This window comes from Actinopolyspora alba (assembly GCF_900112765.1).
Lineage (GTDB): Bacteria > Actinomycetota > Actinomycetes > Mycobacteriales > Pseudonocardiaceae > Actinopolyspora > Actinopolyspora alba.
Window position 1 is genome coordinate 534,189 of the sequence record NZ_FOMZ01000001.1, and the last position, 16,113, is coordinate 550,301.

12 protein-coding genes are annotated in these 16,113 nt (G+C 68.4%); 4 read left to right on the plus strand and 8 right to left on the minus strand.

The window, feature by feature from the left end; genetic code table 11:
* Positions 1-231 precede the first annotated feature (231 nt).
* Both BM150_RS02305 and guaB read right to left on the minus strand, forming a co-directional pair.
* A complete protein-coding gene (locus tag BM150_RS02305; RefSeq protein WP_092922962.1) occupies positions 232-1,362 on the minus strand; it encodes a GuaB3 family IMP dehydrogenase-related protein in 1,131 nt (376 codons plus the stop codon).
* A 75-nt stretch (positions 1,363-1,437) separates the two neighbouring features.
* On the minus strand, positions 1,438-2,949 hold the full coding sequence (gene guaB, locus BM150_RS02310) for an IMP dehydrogenase (RefSeq protein ID WP_092922965.1): 1,512 nt from the start codon (positions 2,947-2,949) through the stop codon (positions 1,438-1,440).
* 363 nt (positions 2,950-3,312) lie between these two features.
* Between guaB and BM150_RS02315 the strand changes: the two genes are divergently transcribed.
* A complete protein-coding gene (locus BM150_RS02315) occupies positions 3,313-3,714 on the plus strand; it encodes a DUF5319 family protein (RefSeq protein WP_092625948.1) in 402 nt (133 codons plus the stop codon).
* 353 nt (positions 3,715-4,067) lie between these two features.
* Here BM150_RS02315 and BM150_RS02320 read toward each other — a convergent pair whose 3' ends face one another.
* The 4 genes from BM150_RS02320 to BM150_RS02335 all read right to left on the minus strand — a co-directional run bounded on the left by BM150_RS02320 (position 4,068) and on the right by BM150_RS02335 (position 8,592).
* Entirely contained in the window at positions 4,068-5,351 is a 1,284-nt protein-coding gene (locus tag BM150_RS02320) for an anti-sigma-D factor RsdA (RefSeq protein ID WP_092922968.1), read from the minus strand.
* Positions 5,352-5,924, minus strand: a complete 573-nt coding sequence (locus BM150_RS02325) for a sigma-70 family RNA polymerase sigma factor (RefSeq protein WP_092625194.1) — start codon at positions 5,922-5,924, stop codon at positions 5,352-5,354.
* A gap of 709 nt (positions 5,925-6,633) precedes the next feature.
* On the minus strand, positions 6,634-7,230 hold the full coding sequence (locus BM150_RS02330) for a response regulator transcription factor (protein ID WP_026152733.1): 597 nt from the start codon (positions 7,228-7,230) through the stop codon (positions 6,634-6,636).
* Positions 7,231-7,521: 291 nt separating this feature from the next.
* Positions 7,522-8,592 carry a MerR family transcriptional regulator gene (locus BM150_RS02335; RefSeq protein ID WP_342752519.1) on the minus strand — a complete coding sequence of 357 codons (1,071 nt, stop codon included), beginning with the start codon at positions 8,590-8,592 and terminating at the stop codon, positions 7,522-7,524.
* A gap of 341 nt (positions 8,593-8,933) precedes the next feature.
* On the opposite strand from BM150_RS02335, the gene BM150_RS02340 reads away from it, so the two are divergent.
* Complete coding sequence (locus BM150_RS02340) at positions 8,934-9,236, plus strand: WhiB family transcriptional regulator (protein ID WP_092625944.1); 303 nt, start codon at positions 8,934-8,936, stop codon at positions 9,234-9,236.
* A 552-nt stretch (positions 9,237-9,788) separates the two neighbouring features.
* Here the strand turns inward: BM150_RS02340 and groL are convergent.
* Entirely contained in the window at positions 9,789-11,396 is a 1,608-nt protein-coding gene (groL, locus tag BM150_RS02345; protein WP_092922974.1) for a chaperonin GroEL, read from the minus strand.
* Between the two features lie 240 nt (positions 11,397-11,636).
* On the minus strand, positions 11,637-11,927 hold the full coding sequence (groES, locus tag BM150_RS02350) for a co-chaperone GroES (RefSeq protein ID WP_092625188.1): 291 nt from the start codon (positions 11,925-11,927) through the stop codon (positions 11,637-11,639).
* Positions 11,928-12,244: 317 nt separating this feature from the next.
* Between groES and BM150_RS02355 the strand changes: the two genes are divergently transcribed.
* A complete protein-coding gene (locus BM150_RS02355; RefSeq protein ID WP_092922977.1) occupies positions 12,245-13,822 on the plus strand; it encodes an alkaline phosphatase D family protein in 1,578 nt (525 codons plus the stop codon).
* A 681-nt stretch (positions 13,823-14,503) separates the two neighbouring features.
* Positions 14,504-16,093 (plus strand): alkaline phosphatase D family protein, encoded by a 1,590-nt coding sequence (locus BM150_RS02360; protein WP_092922980.1) that lies wholly within the window; start codon positions 14,504-14,506, stop codon positions 16,091-16,093.
* Positions 16,094-16,113: the final 20 nt, after the last annotated feature.

Here is a 16,113-nt window from a genome sequence, read left to right on the forward strand (position 1 = left end):
TCGTGGGAATCGACGGCCATGGCGGCGTCGCGGGATTTCCGGTGACTCGACCGCGAGCGCCGGAGATCGATGACGAGTTGTCGGATCGGTCGTGCACGGTGGGGCGCCCTGCGTACCGACTGGATCGGCAGCCGCTCGCGGCGTTGGGCCTGCTCTTGAGCTCTTGAGTAGGCCCAACGCCGCGAGCGTCCGGCTCAGCGATCGGCTAACCGACCACCCGGGCAACCGGAATCAACGGCACAACATCAAACCGACCTTCTGGAACTCCTTCAGTTCGGAGTACCCCGTCTTGGCCATGGCACGACGCAGCGCCCCGAACAGGTTCAGCGTCCCGTAGGGATCGCTGCTCGGGCCGAACAGCAGTGTGTTCAGGTCCACCCCGGCGCTGTTGAAGCCGACGATCTCGCTGCGCGGCAGATTGGGGTGCGCAGCGGCGGCCGTCCAGTAGTAACCCTGCGCGGGGGCCTCCGAGGTCTCGGTCAGGGCCTCCCCCAGCATCACCGCGTCGGCGCCGCAGGCGATCGACTTGGCGATGTCACCGGAGTAGGACAGCCCGCCGTCCGCGATCACGTGCACGTAGCGCCCGCCGGTCTCGTCCAGGTAGTCCCGCCGGGCGGCAGCGGCGTCGGCCACGGCGGTGGCCATCGGCACCCCGATGCCCAGCGTCTGGGTGGTGGTAGCGGAGCGGGACTGCCCGAAACCGACGATCACCCCGGCGGCTCCGGTGCGCATCAGGTGCATCGCGGTGCGGTAGTCGCCGACCCCACCCGCGATCACCGGCACGTCGAGCTCGCCGATGAACCGCTTGAGGTTCAGCGGTTCCCCTTCCTGGGAGACGTGCTCGGCGGAGACGATGGTGCCCTGCACCATCAGCACCTCGACGCCGGCGGCGAGCAGCGTGGGGGTGAGTTCCTCCGCGTGCTGCGGGCTGACGCGCGCGGCGACCGTGACGCCGGAGTCCTTGATCTGCTTGATGGCCTCGGTCAGCAGGTCGGTACGGATCGGCGCGGCGTGCAGCTGCTGCAGCATCGCGATCGCGGCGTCCGGCCCCTCACCCTCTTCGGCGGTACGCACGACCTGGGCGAGCTCTCCCTCGACGTTCTCGTGCCGGGCCCAGAGCCCCTCGGCGTTGAGCACTCCCAGACCGCCCAGCTCACCGATCCGGATCGCCGTGGCCGGTGACACCACCGCGTCGGTGGGATGCGTCACCAGCGGAATGTCGAGGCGATAGGCGTCGATCTGCCAGGACAGGGATACGTCCTTGGAGGAGCGCGTACGGCGCGACGGAACGATCTCGACATCGTCCAGGTCGTAGCCGCGCATGGCCGTCCGGCCCATCCCGATTTCCACAAGATCCCGCACGTGTTTCCTTCCCGCGGTGCCGCTGTGAGTCGAAGAGGGGGTCGAGTTCCCACCGGGTTCGCCCGGCGGGGCAGGCTACCGCGTGGTGTAGTTGGGTGCCTCGGCGGTCATGGTGATGTCGTGCGGGTGGCTCTCCTTGAGTCCCGACGCCGTGACCCGGACCAGGTGGGCCTGCTGCAGTTCCGGGATGGTTCCGGAACCGGTGAAGCCCATCCCCGAGCGAACTCCGCCGATCAGCTGGTGTACTACCTGCCCGAGCGGGCCGCGATAGGGCACCCGGCCCTCGATGCCCTCCGGGACCAACTTGTCCTCGGAGAGCACGTCGTCCTGGAAGTAGCGGTCCTTGGAGTAGGACTTGCCGTTCTCCCGCGAGGACATCGCGCCGAGCGACCCCATGCCCCGGTAGACCTTGAACTGCTTGCCGTTGACCAGCACGAGCTCCCCGGGAGCCTCGGCCGTGCCCGCGAACAGGCTGCCGAGCATCACGCTGCTGGCACCGCTGGCGATCGCCTTGGCGATGTCGCCGGAGTACTGGATGCCGCCGTCGGCCACCAGCGGAATCCCGGCGGGACGGCAGGCCTGGTCCGCCTCGTAGATGGCGGTGATCTGCGGCACACCGACGCCCGCCACCACCCTGGTGGTGCAGATGGAGCCCGGTCCGACGCCGACCTTGACGCCGTCGGCCCCGGCGTCGACGAGGGACTGCGCCCCGTTCCTGGTCGCGACGTTGCCTCCGACCACGTCGACGGAGTCGCCCAGTTCGCTCTTGAGCGTGGCCACGGTCTCGGCGACGGCCTTGGAGTGGCCGTGGGCGGTGTCGACCACCAGCACGTCCACCCCCGCGTCGACCAGCGCCATCGCCCGCTCGTGCGAGTCGGCTCCGACCCCGACGGCCGCACCGCACAACAGCCTGCCGTCGGCGTCCTTGGTGGCGTCCGGGTACTGCTCGGTCTTGGCGAAGTCCTTGACCGTGATCAGCCCACGCAGCTTGCCCGCGTTGTCCACGATCGGGAGCTTCTCGACCTTGTTCCTGCGCAGCAGGTCGAGCGCGTCGTCAGCGGTGACCCCGACCAGGGCGGTGATCAGGGGCGCCGACGTCATGATCTCGCGCACCCGCTTGGTGTGGTCGGTCTCGAACCGCATGTCACGGTTGGTGATGATGCCCACCAGCGTGCCGTCCGGCTCGGCCACCGGAACGCCGGAGATGCGGTAGCGCGCGCACAACGCATCCACATCGGACAACGAGTCCTCTGGAGAACAGGTCACCGGGTCGGTGACCATTCCCGCCTCGGAGCGCTTGACCACCTCGACCTGGGCGGCCTGCTCGTCGGCCGGAAGGTTGCGCTGCAGGATTCCCACCCCGCCGAGCCGGGCCATGGCGATGGCCATCCTCGCCTCGGTGACCGTGTCCATGGCCGCCGAACTGAGCGGGGCGCGCAGCTGGATGTTGCGGGAGAACCGGGTGCTGGTGTCCACGGCACTGGGAACGATGTCGGACTCGCCGGGCAGCAACAGCACGTCGTCGAAGGTCAGCCCGAGCGTCGCGAACTTGGTCGGGAACCCCGGGGCGGTCAGCTCGCTGGTCATAGCGCGAAGGAGTGCCTTCCTGATGTCTGTTTGAAGTGCGTCGTGTGGATCCCCGCCCGGGAACGGTTGTCTCACTCGGTGAGCATCCGGACCCGCGAGACACTCCCGGAGCCCGTTCCACGACTCGAACGGGGCCTGTTTCGCGACTCGGACGGGGCCACTCGAATCGATGATCGAGCCGGTGCCTCGCGGCGAAGCGGACCCGGCGAGCCGTTCCGGCGGAGGCGGCCGGAAGGTACGAGGTACCCACCACCGAAAAACGCCTTCGACACGACTCACGGGCGGTGTCCCCACATGGTATCCAGAGCCGATTACCAGCGGCTCCCCGGCCACGGCTCGGCGGAGTTGGACGCTACCGGTACCGTGCGGGTCGTGCCGCATGACCCATTGCCACCAGACCCGTTCGCGGGCGATCCGGAAGACCCGAGCATGGCCCTCGGCGACCAGGAATTCGAGCAGGACCAGCAGCTCGGCGACGAGGAACGCGCCGAACTGCTGTCCGACCTGGCCGACCTCGCCGTGTACCAGGCGTTGCTGGAGCCGCGCGGTATCCGCGGGATCGTCGTGGACTGCTCGGACTGCGGCGAACCGCACTACCACGACTGGGAACTGTTGCGGTCGAGCCTGGAGCAGTTGCTCAACGACGGCCGGATGCGCCCGCACGAACCGGCGTACGAACCGAACCCGGGCCACTACGTGAGCTGGGAGTACTGCCGTGGGTTCGCCGACGGTGTGATCGAGACCGAGGACCAGCGCAGCCGCTGAGGAACAACGCAGCCCCTGCGGAGCAACGCAGGCCCTGCGGAGCAACGCAGGATCTGCGGATCGGCGCAGCCGCCGGGAACTCTCGCATCGGCCGGGCGGCGAACCCGCCCGGCCGAGGACACCGGACTCGTTCGGCCCACTGGCGAATACGCGGCGAATCCGTCTCGTGCACCGAGCGCGTCCGACGGCGGCCGTCGGACGCGCCGAGACGTTCCACCGGGGCGGTTCCACCGCCACGAACGGCTCTTGAGCGGTGTGGCGCCGCCGCCCATCGGGCAACGGCGCCACATCAGGCGCGGCCGAGGAGTTCGAACCGGGTCCGGCCGGTTCGTCCGCCCGGCCGGTTCGCTCGCTCAGTCGGACTGGGAATCGCGCGCCTGACCACTTCCCGACCCCGAAACGGTGTCGTCACCGCTGCTGGAGGCACCTGTCTCACTGGGGCTGGTCTCGCTCGGGAAAGGCGGGCGCTCCTGGTCCGAGGTGGTACTCGGCTCGGACCCGTCCGTCGGACTGGGTGTGGTCTCCGAGGAGGGCGGGTTGCTGTCACCGGAAGTCCCCGGGGAATCGGTGGCGGAGTTCCCGGGCTGTTCGGAACCGCTCCCCGTGGTGGAGGAGCCGGGCTGTTCGGAACCGCTCCCCGTGGTGGAGGAGCCGGCCGACGAATCCGGCGGGCGGTCGAACTTCGCGCTCAACGAGGCGTGCGCGGCACGCAGGTCGGAACGCCGTTCTCCCGGATCGATGGTGCTGAGCTGTTCCTCCGCACGGTGCAGGGCGGTCTCGGCCGCATCCTCGCGGCCGTTCTGCCAGGCTTGGCTGGCCACGTCCAACTGGCTCTGCGCACGGGAAGCGGCCGCGGCCGAAGCGGCACGGTCGCTGTAGAGAACCTGCGTGACGCCCCACAACGCGTCTCCCGGCGCGGCGTCACGAGCGGCGAGGCCGACTCCGGTGAAGCCGATCATCAGCACAGCAGCGGCACTGGCCACTGGCACCAGGTGACGCAGCCTGGGAACGCGGGAACGGCGCCTGGGCCTGCCCGCCGCCACAGCGGCGGCGGCGCGATCGACGTCGACGAGTTCCCCTATCGGTGTCGCGTCGACGTCCCGCCGCCAAGCGAGCAACAGATCCTCGACGTCGGTCTCGGCATCGGCGGAGCCGCTGTGACCTCCCGACTGGCCGAGCATGTCCAGCAACTCGTCGTCGGCCCGCAGGCGCGCGAGGTCGACGGGCTCCGCGTCCTCCTCGGCACCGGTCCCGGTGAGCTCGTCCGCCAGGGCGAGATCCTCCTCGGAGGCCAGTTCCCCCTCGGACAACAACATGTCTTCGGAGAGCAGCGTGTCGTCCGGAAACGTGACGTCGTCGGACTCCGGGGCGGAGCGTTGCCCGCCCCGCGGGAACTCCACGATCTCGGCATCGGTGTCGTCGGCCTCGACGGAATGTTCCGGCTCATCCGGCACGCCGACATCGTGATCATCCGAGGGGTGTTCGTCGGATCGGGACTCGACACTCGTTCCGGAATCGTCACCGGACGAATCGGGTCCGGACTCGGTCTTCTCTTCGGCACTGAACCGGTCGTCCTGCCGGCCGGGCTCGACGGAGTCACGCCCGTCGTCACTTCCGGAGCCTCTTCGTTCCGCCAATCAGACCACCTCCTCCGCGGACAGCGTCTTTCGCAGCCGGGCGAGCGCGCGGTGCTGCGCCACACGCACCGCTCCCGGCGTCGAACCGACCGCTTCGGCGGTTTCCTCCGCGGACAACCCGACGACCACCCGAAGCAGCAGGATCTCCCGCTGCTTGGCGGGCAGCACGCGCAGCAACTGCGCCATCCTGCCCGAAAGCTCACCCTGTATGGCCCGCTGCTCGGGTCCGGCCTGGTCTTCCGGGGCCTCCGGAGGATCCGCGACCGGTTCGGACCGATTGCGAGCCGATGCACGGTGCGCATCGGCCACCTTGTGCGCGGCGATGCCGTACACGAACGCCAGGAAAGGCCGTCCCTGGTCCCGGTAAGTGGGTAACGCCGTCAGCACAGCGAGACACACCTCCTGGGCGACATCGTCCGCCGAAGCGAACGTACGTTCGTTTCGACCAACCCTGGCGCGGCAGTACCGCACCACCAAAGGACGGATTTCGGCCAGTAAGCGCTCGATCGACTGGCGGTCGCCGTCGATGGAGGCGCTGACAAGAGCGTCCAGCCCGTCCCCCACGTTGCTCATCGCAGACGCCAGCCTCGGTGTTACGCGTTGACTTGAATCGAAGTTGCCCGGACACGCGCCAAGCGCGCTGATCCCGTGGTCACACTACCGTTTCGGTGTAGCGCTCCGTACACCGAGTGGACCGGATGAGCAGCGAGTCACGACGGCGAAGCGAGCCCGGCGAACCGAGCCCGACATGGGCACGACCCGGCACCACGGGAGCAACATCGAACAGTTTTTCCTGGTCAACTGGCATATCACCACGGCGGAACCGTAGGGGTGGGCCCCGGAACGGCACTGTGGAACACCCCAGCGGGACGCTTCGTCGTGAAACGTCCCGGCCAAGTCACACCCCGAACGGGAGACCGTGATATCGGACACGGCTACCGCGACCGACGCGACGGCGGCCTCCGGATGCCACGCACCGGCGTAGGGATGACCGGGAACGGGCGACGAGACATCGCTCGCCGACCACGGCGGCCGAGGCGGTTCGCATCACCGCCTCAGTCGACCACGACCGGTGACCCGGCCGGACTCCGACGCAGCCGAACGAACTCCTCCGACGTGACCGCACGACCGTCTCGAGGACCGGCTCGGCGAGTTCGGGCACCCCTCGAACGGGGTGACGAGAACCGCGCCGAACGGACCCGTAGCGAGCACGGTTCACCGACGGAACACCGAAGTCTTCTGGAGGCGGTCGAGCGCTCGGAAGTACCGATCGGATGCCGCTTCAAGCGACGAGGCCGCGTCGGAAACCGTGGGCGACCGCCTGCGCGCGGTCCCGGACTCCGAGCTTGCGGAACAGCCGCCGCGCGTGGGTCTTGACCGTGTCCTCGGAGAGGTAGAGCTCACGGCCGATCTGACCGTTGCTCTTGCCCTGCGCCATGCCGCGCAGCACTTGGAGTTCGCGATCGGTGAGCTGCACACCTGGATCGGACGGTTGCCGAGGGGCGGGAACCGAAGTACTCGCCAGGGTGTGCGCCAACGCGGCCACGAGTTCCGGCCTGGAGGCATCCCAACGGAGGTAACCACGTGCGCCACCCGCGATGGCGGCCGCGATACTTCCGGCGTCGTCCGGTGCGCCGAAGACGATCACGTTGGCCTGCGGATGCGCGGAGACCAACCTGCGAGTGGCCTCAACACCGTTGGGCACCGCACGCTGGGTACCCACCAGAACAACGTCGACCGCCTGCCGGGCGAATCGGGAGAGCAGCTCGTCACCGTGTGCTACACAGTCGATTCGGCTCACACCCGGTACAGCCGACATCACACGGGTGAGCCCCTCCCGGACGCTCCGCCGGTCATCACAAATCAAGACCGTCGTCACGGGAACTCCCTTCCTACAGGCGAGTGAACGTTCCACCTCCTTCATCGGAAACATTCGGACAGAGCTTGACCCGCGCGTCGCGCCGATCAACCACTTTCGAGTGATAAACACGCCGGGTACGTCTCACCGGAACGGAGCATTCAAACCGTAAGAGTTTCACCCGTTCCGGGGTATATTCCGCGACGCGCCCACTACCTGCGATATTCACTCGAACGTACTCAACAAAAAGTCCCATTTGGACAGTCGAGACCGCGTGGCCGCAACACGAGGATCATTACGTGATCTATGTCACTATTGACTCTCCCCGAAGTCCCGCACCAGTTCGTCGAGCCGTCGCAACGCCCCCTCCCAGGAACCGAGGTGCTCCACCTGTTCGGGCAACGCCTCGGGCGACCAACCGCCACCCGCCACGAAGACGCGAACCCGCTGGCGCGGTTTGGGCAGCCCCGTGACCAGCCGGGGATCGGCGAAAGCCGAGTACTCGGACCAGACGAGCACCGCGGCGGGCGCCGTCCGCCGAATGGCGACCTCCAGCCCCTCCCTGGGCAGTGCGGCGGCGAACAGTCGGTGTCCGATACCCGCACGGGCCAACGCGGCCGCGAGCGCCAACAGCTCCACGGACTGCTGCTCACCGACCGCCGGCGCGAGCAGCACCGGACGCGGAGTCTGCGGCTCGGGGGCATCGGCGATCACCGAACGCAACGCGGTGACCGCCGAGTCCTCCAGCAACTTCGGCATCTCCGAACCACTGCCGGTGCGCTCACGCAGTTCGGAGAGAGCACCCAGCACCGGCCACAGCACCTCGCACAGCGTCGCTCGGACCCCGTCCTGCTCCGCGCTGCGGCGCAGGATGCGCTGCGCGGCGAACGCGTCCAGCGCCAGCACGGCCCGACCGAGCCCGCGGGCGTTCGGGCTCGCCCCGCCGAGCCGCAGTCCCCGCCCACCGGTGTTGGCCGTGTCGATCCGCTCGGCGTTCGGCGCCCCGTCGTCGCCGAGCACACCGCTCAGCAGCACCGAGCCGTCCTCGTTCACCTCGGCCACGGCACGTGACTCGGACTCCGGCCTCGAGTCGTCACGGGAGGAATCGGCCACCGGGAACCGGGCCTCGCCGCCGGCGCCCATCGCCGCCGTGGCACCACCGTGCCGCACGGCGGACGCGTGCGCGTAGCGGGCCGCCTCCGCGGGGGAAGCCCCCCGGAGCAGGGCGTGCTGCATCAGCTCCAGCCGGGCGATGTCCTCCGGCCCGTAACGACGGTGCCGTCCGGAGGAGTGCTCGGTGGGCCCGAGCCCGTACCGACGATCCCAGGTCCGCAACGTAGCGGGAGCGATTCCCAGCCTGCGCGCGACGGCCGCGACCGACAACTTCGGGGTGACGGGAACATCGAGCGTCTCCCCCTCGTCGGACTCGCACTCGTCACCCGCTGAGCCGTTCGCGGTGGCGGACAGAGCTCCACATCCGGCCGATTCGGCGTTCACAGCCGACCACCTCGTCACCTCGACCACATCATCATCGGACATGTTCGTGGTAGCGCACGTGTCGAGGCAACCCGGCATGGTCATCGCAATGTCACTCCAACGTGAACCACCTTTACCAGCCAAAAGGGTTGAACAAGCTTTGACTCGGTTTTACTGTGATCCGTGCGAGGCTGCGGTAACACACCGTGGCAGGGAGGGGACCCACCGAATTGGAGGTGGTCGTCGCAATGGCGGACACACGACGTCTTCCCGGGCCGAACGCCGATATCTGGGATTGGCAGATACAGGGCCTGTGCCGGGGGATGGACAGCGCGTACTTCTTTCACCCGGACGGAGAACGTGGCCCGGCCAGAGCCAGGCGGGAGGCCAAGGCCAAGGAAGTGTGCCACCGCTGTCCGGTTCTGGAGCAGTGCCGGAAACACGCACTGACCGTGCAGGAGCCCTACGGCATCTGGGGCGGGCTCTCGGAGTCGGAGCGTGAGGTAATGATCAAGAACAGTCGAAAGACGGACGAACCGCTGGCGGTGTGACGCACCGGCGGGGAACTCCCGGAAAGCGGTACACCGGGAAACGATTCGAACGAACCGACAGGTCCCGGGAGGAGCGGGGAAGGACATCACGATACCGGCCGGGCACCCGACTCCGAGGGCCACGAGTGACCGACCTCGGAACCCACGACAGAACTCGCGCTCGTGCGGACGGAGGACCCGGGCACCACGTGGATCGGCCGCCCCGAGGTGTTGGGCGGCCCAACGCGATGTCGGGCTGCCCCGAACGGCGAGGTGGAGCGGTCGTATCGCACGGCGACCGCACACCGATGCCGTACTCGGCCGACGAACCGGGTACGGAGCGGGGCTCCGGTTCGCACGGGACCGGAACCGGAGCACAGCGGCATCGGCTCGTCCGATGCCGTCGAGCCCGTGTCGCGGCGAGTGGGGAGACCGCCGACGTGTCGGAGTCAACGGGGGGAACACGGCGACGGCTCGCGGGGTCGCGACACGAAATCGGGGCGGCACCGTCCGGTGCCGCCCCGATTCCAACGGCGGTGGCCTCACCCACCGGCGAGGCCGTGCCGGTGAGCGTCAGTGGCTGTGCCCGCCGGAGGAGTCTTCCTCCTCCTCGGGCTTGTCGACCACGGCACTCTCGGTCGTGAGGACCATGCGCGCGATGGACGCCGCGTTGAAGACCGCGGAGCGGGTCACCTTCAGCGGGTCGACCACGCCGGGGCCGGTGAGGTCGCCGAAGGTGAGGTCGGCGGCGTTGAAGCCCTCGCCCCACTTCATGTCGCGGACCTTGGAGACCACGACCGCGCCTTCCTCGCCCGCGTTGTTGGCGATCCAGAACAGCGGGGCCTCGAGGGCACTGCGCACCAGCTGGACACCGGTGGCCTCGTCACCCGACAGGCCGAGGTTGTTCTCCAGCGACTTGGTGGCGTGCACCAGGCTGGACCCACCGCCCGGGATGCTGCCTTCCTCGGCGGCGGCCTTGGCCGCGGCCACGGCGTCCTCGATGCGGGACTTGCGTTCCTTCATCTCGGTCTCGGTGGCAGCACCGACCTTGAGGACGGCCACACCGCCCGCGAGCTTGGCCAGCCGCTCCTGCAGCTTCTCGCGGTCCCAGTCCGAGTCGCTGGCCTCGATCTCGTTGCGGATCTGCTTGACCCGGGCCTGCACGTCGTCCTTGCTGCCGCCACCGTCGACAACCGTGGTGTTGTCCTTGGTGACGGTCACGCGGCGCACGGAGCCCAGCACCTCGGGGCCGACCTCGGAGAGCTTGAGGCCGACGTCCGGCGAGATCAGCTGCGCACCGGTCACGGCGGCCAGGTCCTGCAGGAACGCCTTGCGGCGGTCACCGAAGTAGGGGGCCTTGACCGCGACGACCTTGAACGTCTTGCGCACGGCGTTGACCACCAGCGTGGACAGCGCCTCGCCCTCGACGTCCTCGGCGACGATCAGCAGCGGCTTGCCGTCGTTGGCCACCCGCTCCAGCAGGGGCAGCAGCTCCTGCATGTTGGAGATCTTGTCCTGGTGCAGCAGGACCTGGGCGTCCTCCAGCACGGCTTCCTGCCGCTCGGAGTCGGTGACGAAGTACGGCGAGACGTAGCCCTTGTCGAACTGGACACCCTCGGTGACCTCCAGCTCGGTGGCCAGTGTCGAGGACTCCTCGACGGTGATCACACCGTCGTCGCCGACCCGCTCCATCGCCTCGCCGACCAGCGAACCGATGTTCTCGTCGCGCGAGGACACGGTCGCGATCTGGGCGATGTTGTCGCGCCCCTTGACCGGAGTGGACTGCTCCTTGAGGGACTCGATCACCGCTTCGGCCGCCTGCTGGATGCCGTTGCCCAGCGAGGAGGGGTTGGCACCCGCGGCGAGGTTGCGCAGACCGCCGCTGACCAGCGCCTGCGCCAGCACGGTCGCGGTGGTGGTGCCGTCGCCGGCGACGTCGTTGGTCTTGGTGGCGACGTTCTTGACGAGCTGGGCACCCAGGTTCTCGTACGGGTCCTCCAGATCGATCTCACGGGCGATCGTCACACCGTCGTTGGTGATCTGCGGCCCGCCGAACTGCTTGTCCAGTACGACGTGCCGACCGCGCGGCCCGAGGGTGACCTTCACGGAGTCGGCGAGCTGGTTCACGCCGCGTTCAAGCGAGCGGCGCGCCTCCTCCTCGAAGCTGATTTGCTTAGCCATGTTTCAACAGCCCTTCAGCGTGCGTGCCGGGATGTCTTTGTTCGCCGAACGGGCGCGCAGTCGTGTACGAGCGCGCGGCCGTTCCCGCGGCCGCCTGCCTGCGTTCGGCGAGACAGCGCTCGCAGGCGAACCGCCCCGGAAGTCCGCGTCGGGGACCGCCGGGGCGGTTTATCGCCCACGGGGACGTTCTTGTCCCCAGTCGGTTGACGAGATTCACTCGCCAGCGGGACGAGTCAGTCGTCAGTTGACGACGGCCAGCACGTCGCGGGCGGAGAGCACCAGGTACTCCTCGCCGTTGTACTTGACCTCGGTCCCGCCGTACTTGGAGTAGATGACGACGTCGCCTTCGTTGACGTCGAGCGGGATGCGGTTGCCCTTGTCGTCCACACGACCGGGACCGACAGCGAGGACCTTGCCCTCCTGCGGCTTTTCCTTTGCCGTGTCCGGGATCACGATGCCGGACGCCGTCGTCGTCTCGGCCTCACTTGCCTGGACAACAAGCTTGTCCTCAAGCGGCTTGATGCTCGCCACGGTGTGACCTCCGCCTTCTGGGGTCTTCGAAGCGTTGGCTGGATTCCTGACGGCTCCGTGACTCCCCGCCGTCGCGGGTGCCGGGGCGCTCCGGCGCCGTTCGTCTAGCACTCTACCGGGACGAGTGCCAACCTTCAACACGACCCTGCCGAAAACCCCGCATCCTCCGCTCGACACACCCCGAACGAGCGTCTCACCCGGATACCGGTCGACATCGACTCACGCGCCGTTCAGGCTTTGCTGGCGAAATATACGAATAAAGCTCACTTTTGTGCGGCACGCTCTCCCGGCACGAAGCCGTTCGACGAGAGGACCACATGAACTCACCGGCCGGACCCCCGAACTGGAATCGTCGGAAACTGCTGCTCGCGTCGGCCACCGCGGCCACGACGCTGGGGCTGGGAAGCGGTGCGGCAACGGCCCGCACGAGCGCTGCCCGGAACCGCGGCGACCCCTTCACCCTCGGCATCGCCTCCGGGGACCCCGACCCGCAGGGCTTCGTGCTGTGGACCCGACTCGCCCACGACCCCCTCGCCGACGACGGACGCGGCGGGATGCCCGACCGGACGATCGATGTGGACTGGGAGCTCGCCGAGGACGAACGATTTCACCGCATCGTGCGACGCGGTACCGCGCGTGCCATGCCGGAGTGGGGACACTCGGTCCACGTGGAACTCGACGGACTGCGCCCGGGGCGGGAGTACTTCTACCGGTTCCGCACCGGCGGACACCTGACTCCCACCGGCCGCACCCGCACCGCACCGGCCGCCGGTTCGCTGAGCCGACCGCTGACCGTGTGCACCGCCTCCTGCGCCGCTTGGGAACACGGCTACTTCACCGCCTACCGCAGGATCGCCGAGGACGAACCGGACCTGGTGCTGCACCTGGGAGACTACATCTACGAGCTGGGACACCTGCAGTATCCGCTGCTCTCCGGAATAGCCCGCTCGGTCACCGGATTCCAGGCCGACAACCTGGCCGAGTACCGCAGGCGCTACGCCGAGTACAAGACCGATCCGGACCTGCGACTGGCGCACCGGACGGCGCCGTGGGTGGTGATCTGGGACGACCACGAACTGGACAACAACTGGGCGGGCGACGACCCGGAACTGCCCCAACCGGATTTCGACCGACGTCGGGCCGAGTCCTTCCGGGCCTACTACGAGAACATGCCGCTGCGCGCGAGCAACCGCCCCCAGGGCACGGACATGCGGCTCTACCGGCGCATCCGGTGGGGCGGCCTCGCCAACTTCCACATGCTCGACACCAGGCAGTACCGCGACGACCAGGCGTGCGGCGGACTGGTCGGACCCTGCGGCACCGAGTCCGATCCGGAACGCAGCATCACCGGTGAGCGGCAGGAGAAGTGGCTGCTCGACGGACTGCGCGACTCCCGAGCCAGGTGGGACCTGCTGGGACAGCAGGTGATGTTCGCCCACCACGACACGCTGGACGGCCCGCTGACCATGACCAATATGGACACCTGGGACGGCTACACCGCCTCACGCCGTCGGATCACCGAGGGCTGGCTGGCGGCAGGCGTGCGCAATCCGGTGGTACTGACCGGCGACATCCACGAGCACTACGCGGCCGACCTGAAGCGCGACTACTCGGATCCCGATTCGCCGGTGGTCGGTTCGGAACTGGTCACCACCTCGGTCGCCTCGGGCGGCGACGCCGAGGACGACGAGTTCACCGGTGATCCGGACAACCCGCACATCCGGTTCCACAGCGGGATGCGCGGTTACCTGCGCACCAGGATCGACGCCGAACGGCTGCGGGCGGACTTCCGGGTGCTGCCCTACGTCTCGCGACGCGGCGCCGATGCCTCGACCAAGGCGTCCTTCGAGATAACCGACGGTGTGGCCGGACCACGCGAGATCACACCGAGTTGAGCGAGATCCGCTGTCGGGGTGGCGCCGCACGGAGCGTGGCTCGATCGACTGTACACATAGTAGGCATCCGGTCACCCGCCCGGCGGTTGCGAGGTACGAAGTGGATCCCGGTCAACCAGATCGACATGAGAGAGATGCCATCGAAGGGGTGGGTGCGTACACCGTGATCGACTGTGTGCTCTAGGTTGCCGGGTATGCCAGCACCGAGCAGGCCGACGAACCAGCCCTGGAAACGTCGTCCCCGCCCGTCCCGGCCACCCGGACCACTCGCCCCACCCCGACGCCCCACGAACCGACGTAACTGAAGCGATTTCCCGGCCGCTCCGCGACCGGGCAACACTTCGGCGATTCCCACCGAAGAGCACGGGCGACAGTTCCCCGAAAAAGCTTCCTCGAAAGATTTCACGCTCCACAGCGGAGTTCCGGAGCGAAAACCCGCGCCCGACTCCCTCGGCCCGGGCGGCGAGTTCCACGCCCGGCCGACCGGATTCCCCGTTCCACCCCGAGCGGCCACAGCGCTCCCATCCGACGAGAACCCGGTTGAAGTGCGAAGAACCGGAGTGTAGGGATCTCGTGGCCGAGAGTTCACCCGATTCCAACCGAACGCGGGTGGCTCGGACGACGATCACGGGCGATGGTGGTTCCCCGGATAGTCCTCGAACAACTGTCTGGAGGAGCGGGATGTCCGACTCCACTACGTCCGGCCCCGACAACTCGGTCGGCCGCCGTTCGGTACTGCTGGGAGGGGCGGCCGCGGTCGGCGGTGCCGCGCTGGCGAGCACGGTCGCGGGATCCGCCTACGCCGACGGCCGGGGTCTGCCCGGTGCCGGTGTCGGCAGGCTGCGCGACCCCTTCAGCCTCGGAGTGGCTTCCGGGGATCCACTGCCGACCGGTGTCGTGCTGTGGACCCGGCTGGCTCCGGAGCCGACCGCGGCGGACGGCAGGGGCGGGATGCCGAACCGTCCCTACCCCGTGCGGTGGGAGATCGCCGAGGACGAGCGGTTCGCTCGACCGGTGCGGCGCGGCTGGGAATGGGCCAGGCCGGAGGAGGCCCACAGCGTCCACGTGGAGGTCGACGGGCTGCGTCCCGGCGCCGAGTACTTCTACCGCTTCCGGGTGGGCAACGACGTCTCACCGGCCGGGCGTACTCGCACCGCACCCCCGCCCGGGCACATGGGCGACCTGACGCTGTGCTTCGCGTCCTGTTCGCACTTCGGTGACGGTTACTTCACCGCCTACCGCAGGATGGCCGAGGACGAGCCGGGATTGATCCTGCACCTGGGCGACTACCAGTACGAGTACCCCGCTTCGGATCACGACGTGCGGAAGGTGCTCGGTCCGGAGACCCGCACGCTGGCCAACTACCGGCAGCGGCACGCGCAGTACAAGACCGACGAGGATCTGCAACTGGCCCACTCGGTGGCGCCCTGGCTGGTGGTCTGGGACGACCACGAGACCGAGAACAACTGGGCCGACGAGGTGCCGGAACAACCGGACCCCGATTTCCTCGATCGGCGCGCGGCGGCGTTCCAGGCCTACTACGAGAACATGCCGCTGCGGCGGAGCTCCCGGCCGAGGGGGATCGACATGCGGCTCTACCGGCGCATCCGGTGGGGCGGCCTCGCCAACTTCCACATGCTCGACACCAGGCAGTACCGCGACGACCAGGCCTGTGGTGACGGGTACGGCATCGGTTGCGAAGACCGCTTCGACCCGAACCGGAGCATCACCGGCGAGCAGCAGGAACGCTGGATCATGAACGGTTTCCGGAACACCCGGGCGCGCTGGGACGTGCTGGGGCAACAGGTGTTCTTCTCCAAGTTGGACCTCGACAGCGGCCCCGGCGAGGGATACAACATGGACGCCTGGGACGGCTACGTCGCCAATCGGGACCGGATCGCGCACGGGATGGCAAACAGCAACGTGCGCAACGGTGTGGTGTTCACCGGCGACGTGCACCGGCACTGGGCCGCCGAGATCCGTGACTCGCACGACCACCCCGACTCACCGCCCGCGGGCACCGAGTTCATCACCACCTCGGTCACCAGCGGCGGTGACGGCAGCGAGGACGCTCAGCAGGGCGTGCTCGACGACAACCCGCACGTGAAGTTCTACAAGGACCGGCGTGGCTACGTCCGCACCAGGTTCAGCGCGGACGAGCTGCGGGTGGACTACCGCACGCTGGACTACGTCACCGAACGGGGCGCCCCGGCGAAGACAGCGGCCACCTTCGTGGTCGACGACGGGGAGCCGAAGCTGCACCGGAAGTGATCCGTCCCCTGTAGCCACCC

What these genes read in the sequence shown, in the direction of transcription:
- BM150_RS02340 (WP_092625944.1), top strand. Translation starts at nt 8,934, where the DNA reads ATGGCGGACACACGACGTCTTCCCGGGCCGAACGCCGATATCTGGGAT.
- BM150_RS02355 (WP_092922977.1), top strand. Translation starts at nt 12,245, where the DNA reads ATGAACTCACCGGCCGGACCCCCGAACTGGAATCGTCGGAAACTGCTG.
- BM150_RS02325 (WP_092625194.1), bottom strand. Translation starts at nt 5,924, where the DNA reads ATGAGCAACGTGGGGGACGGGCTGGACGCTCTTGTCAGCGCCTCCATC.
- groL (WP_092922974.1), bottom strand. Translation starts at nt 11,396, where the DNA reads ATGGCTAAGCAAATCAGCTTCGAGGAGGAGGCGCGCCGCTCGCTTGAA.
- BM150_RS02360 (WP_092922980.1), top strand. Translation starts at nt 14,504, where the DNA reads ATGTCCGACTCCACTACGTCCGGCCCCGACAACTCGGTCGGCCGCCGT.
- guaB (WP_092922965.1), bottom strand. Translation starts at nt 2,949, where the DNA reads ATGACCAGCGAGCTGACCGCCCCGGGGTTCCCGACCAAGTTCGCGACG.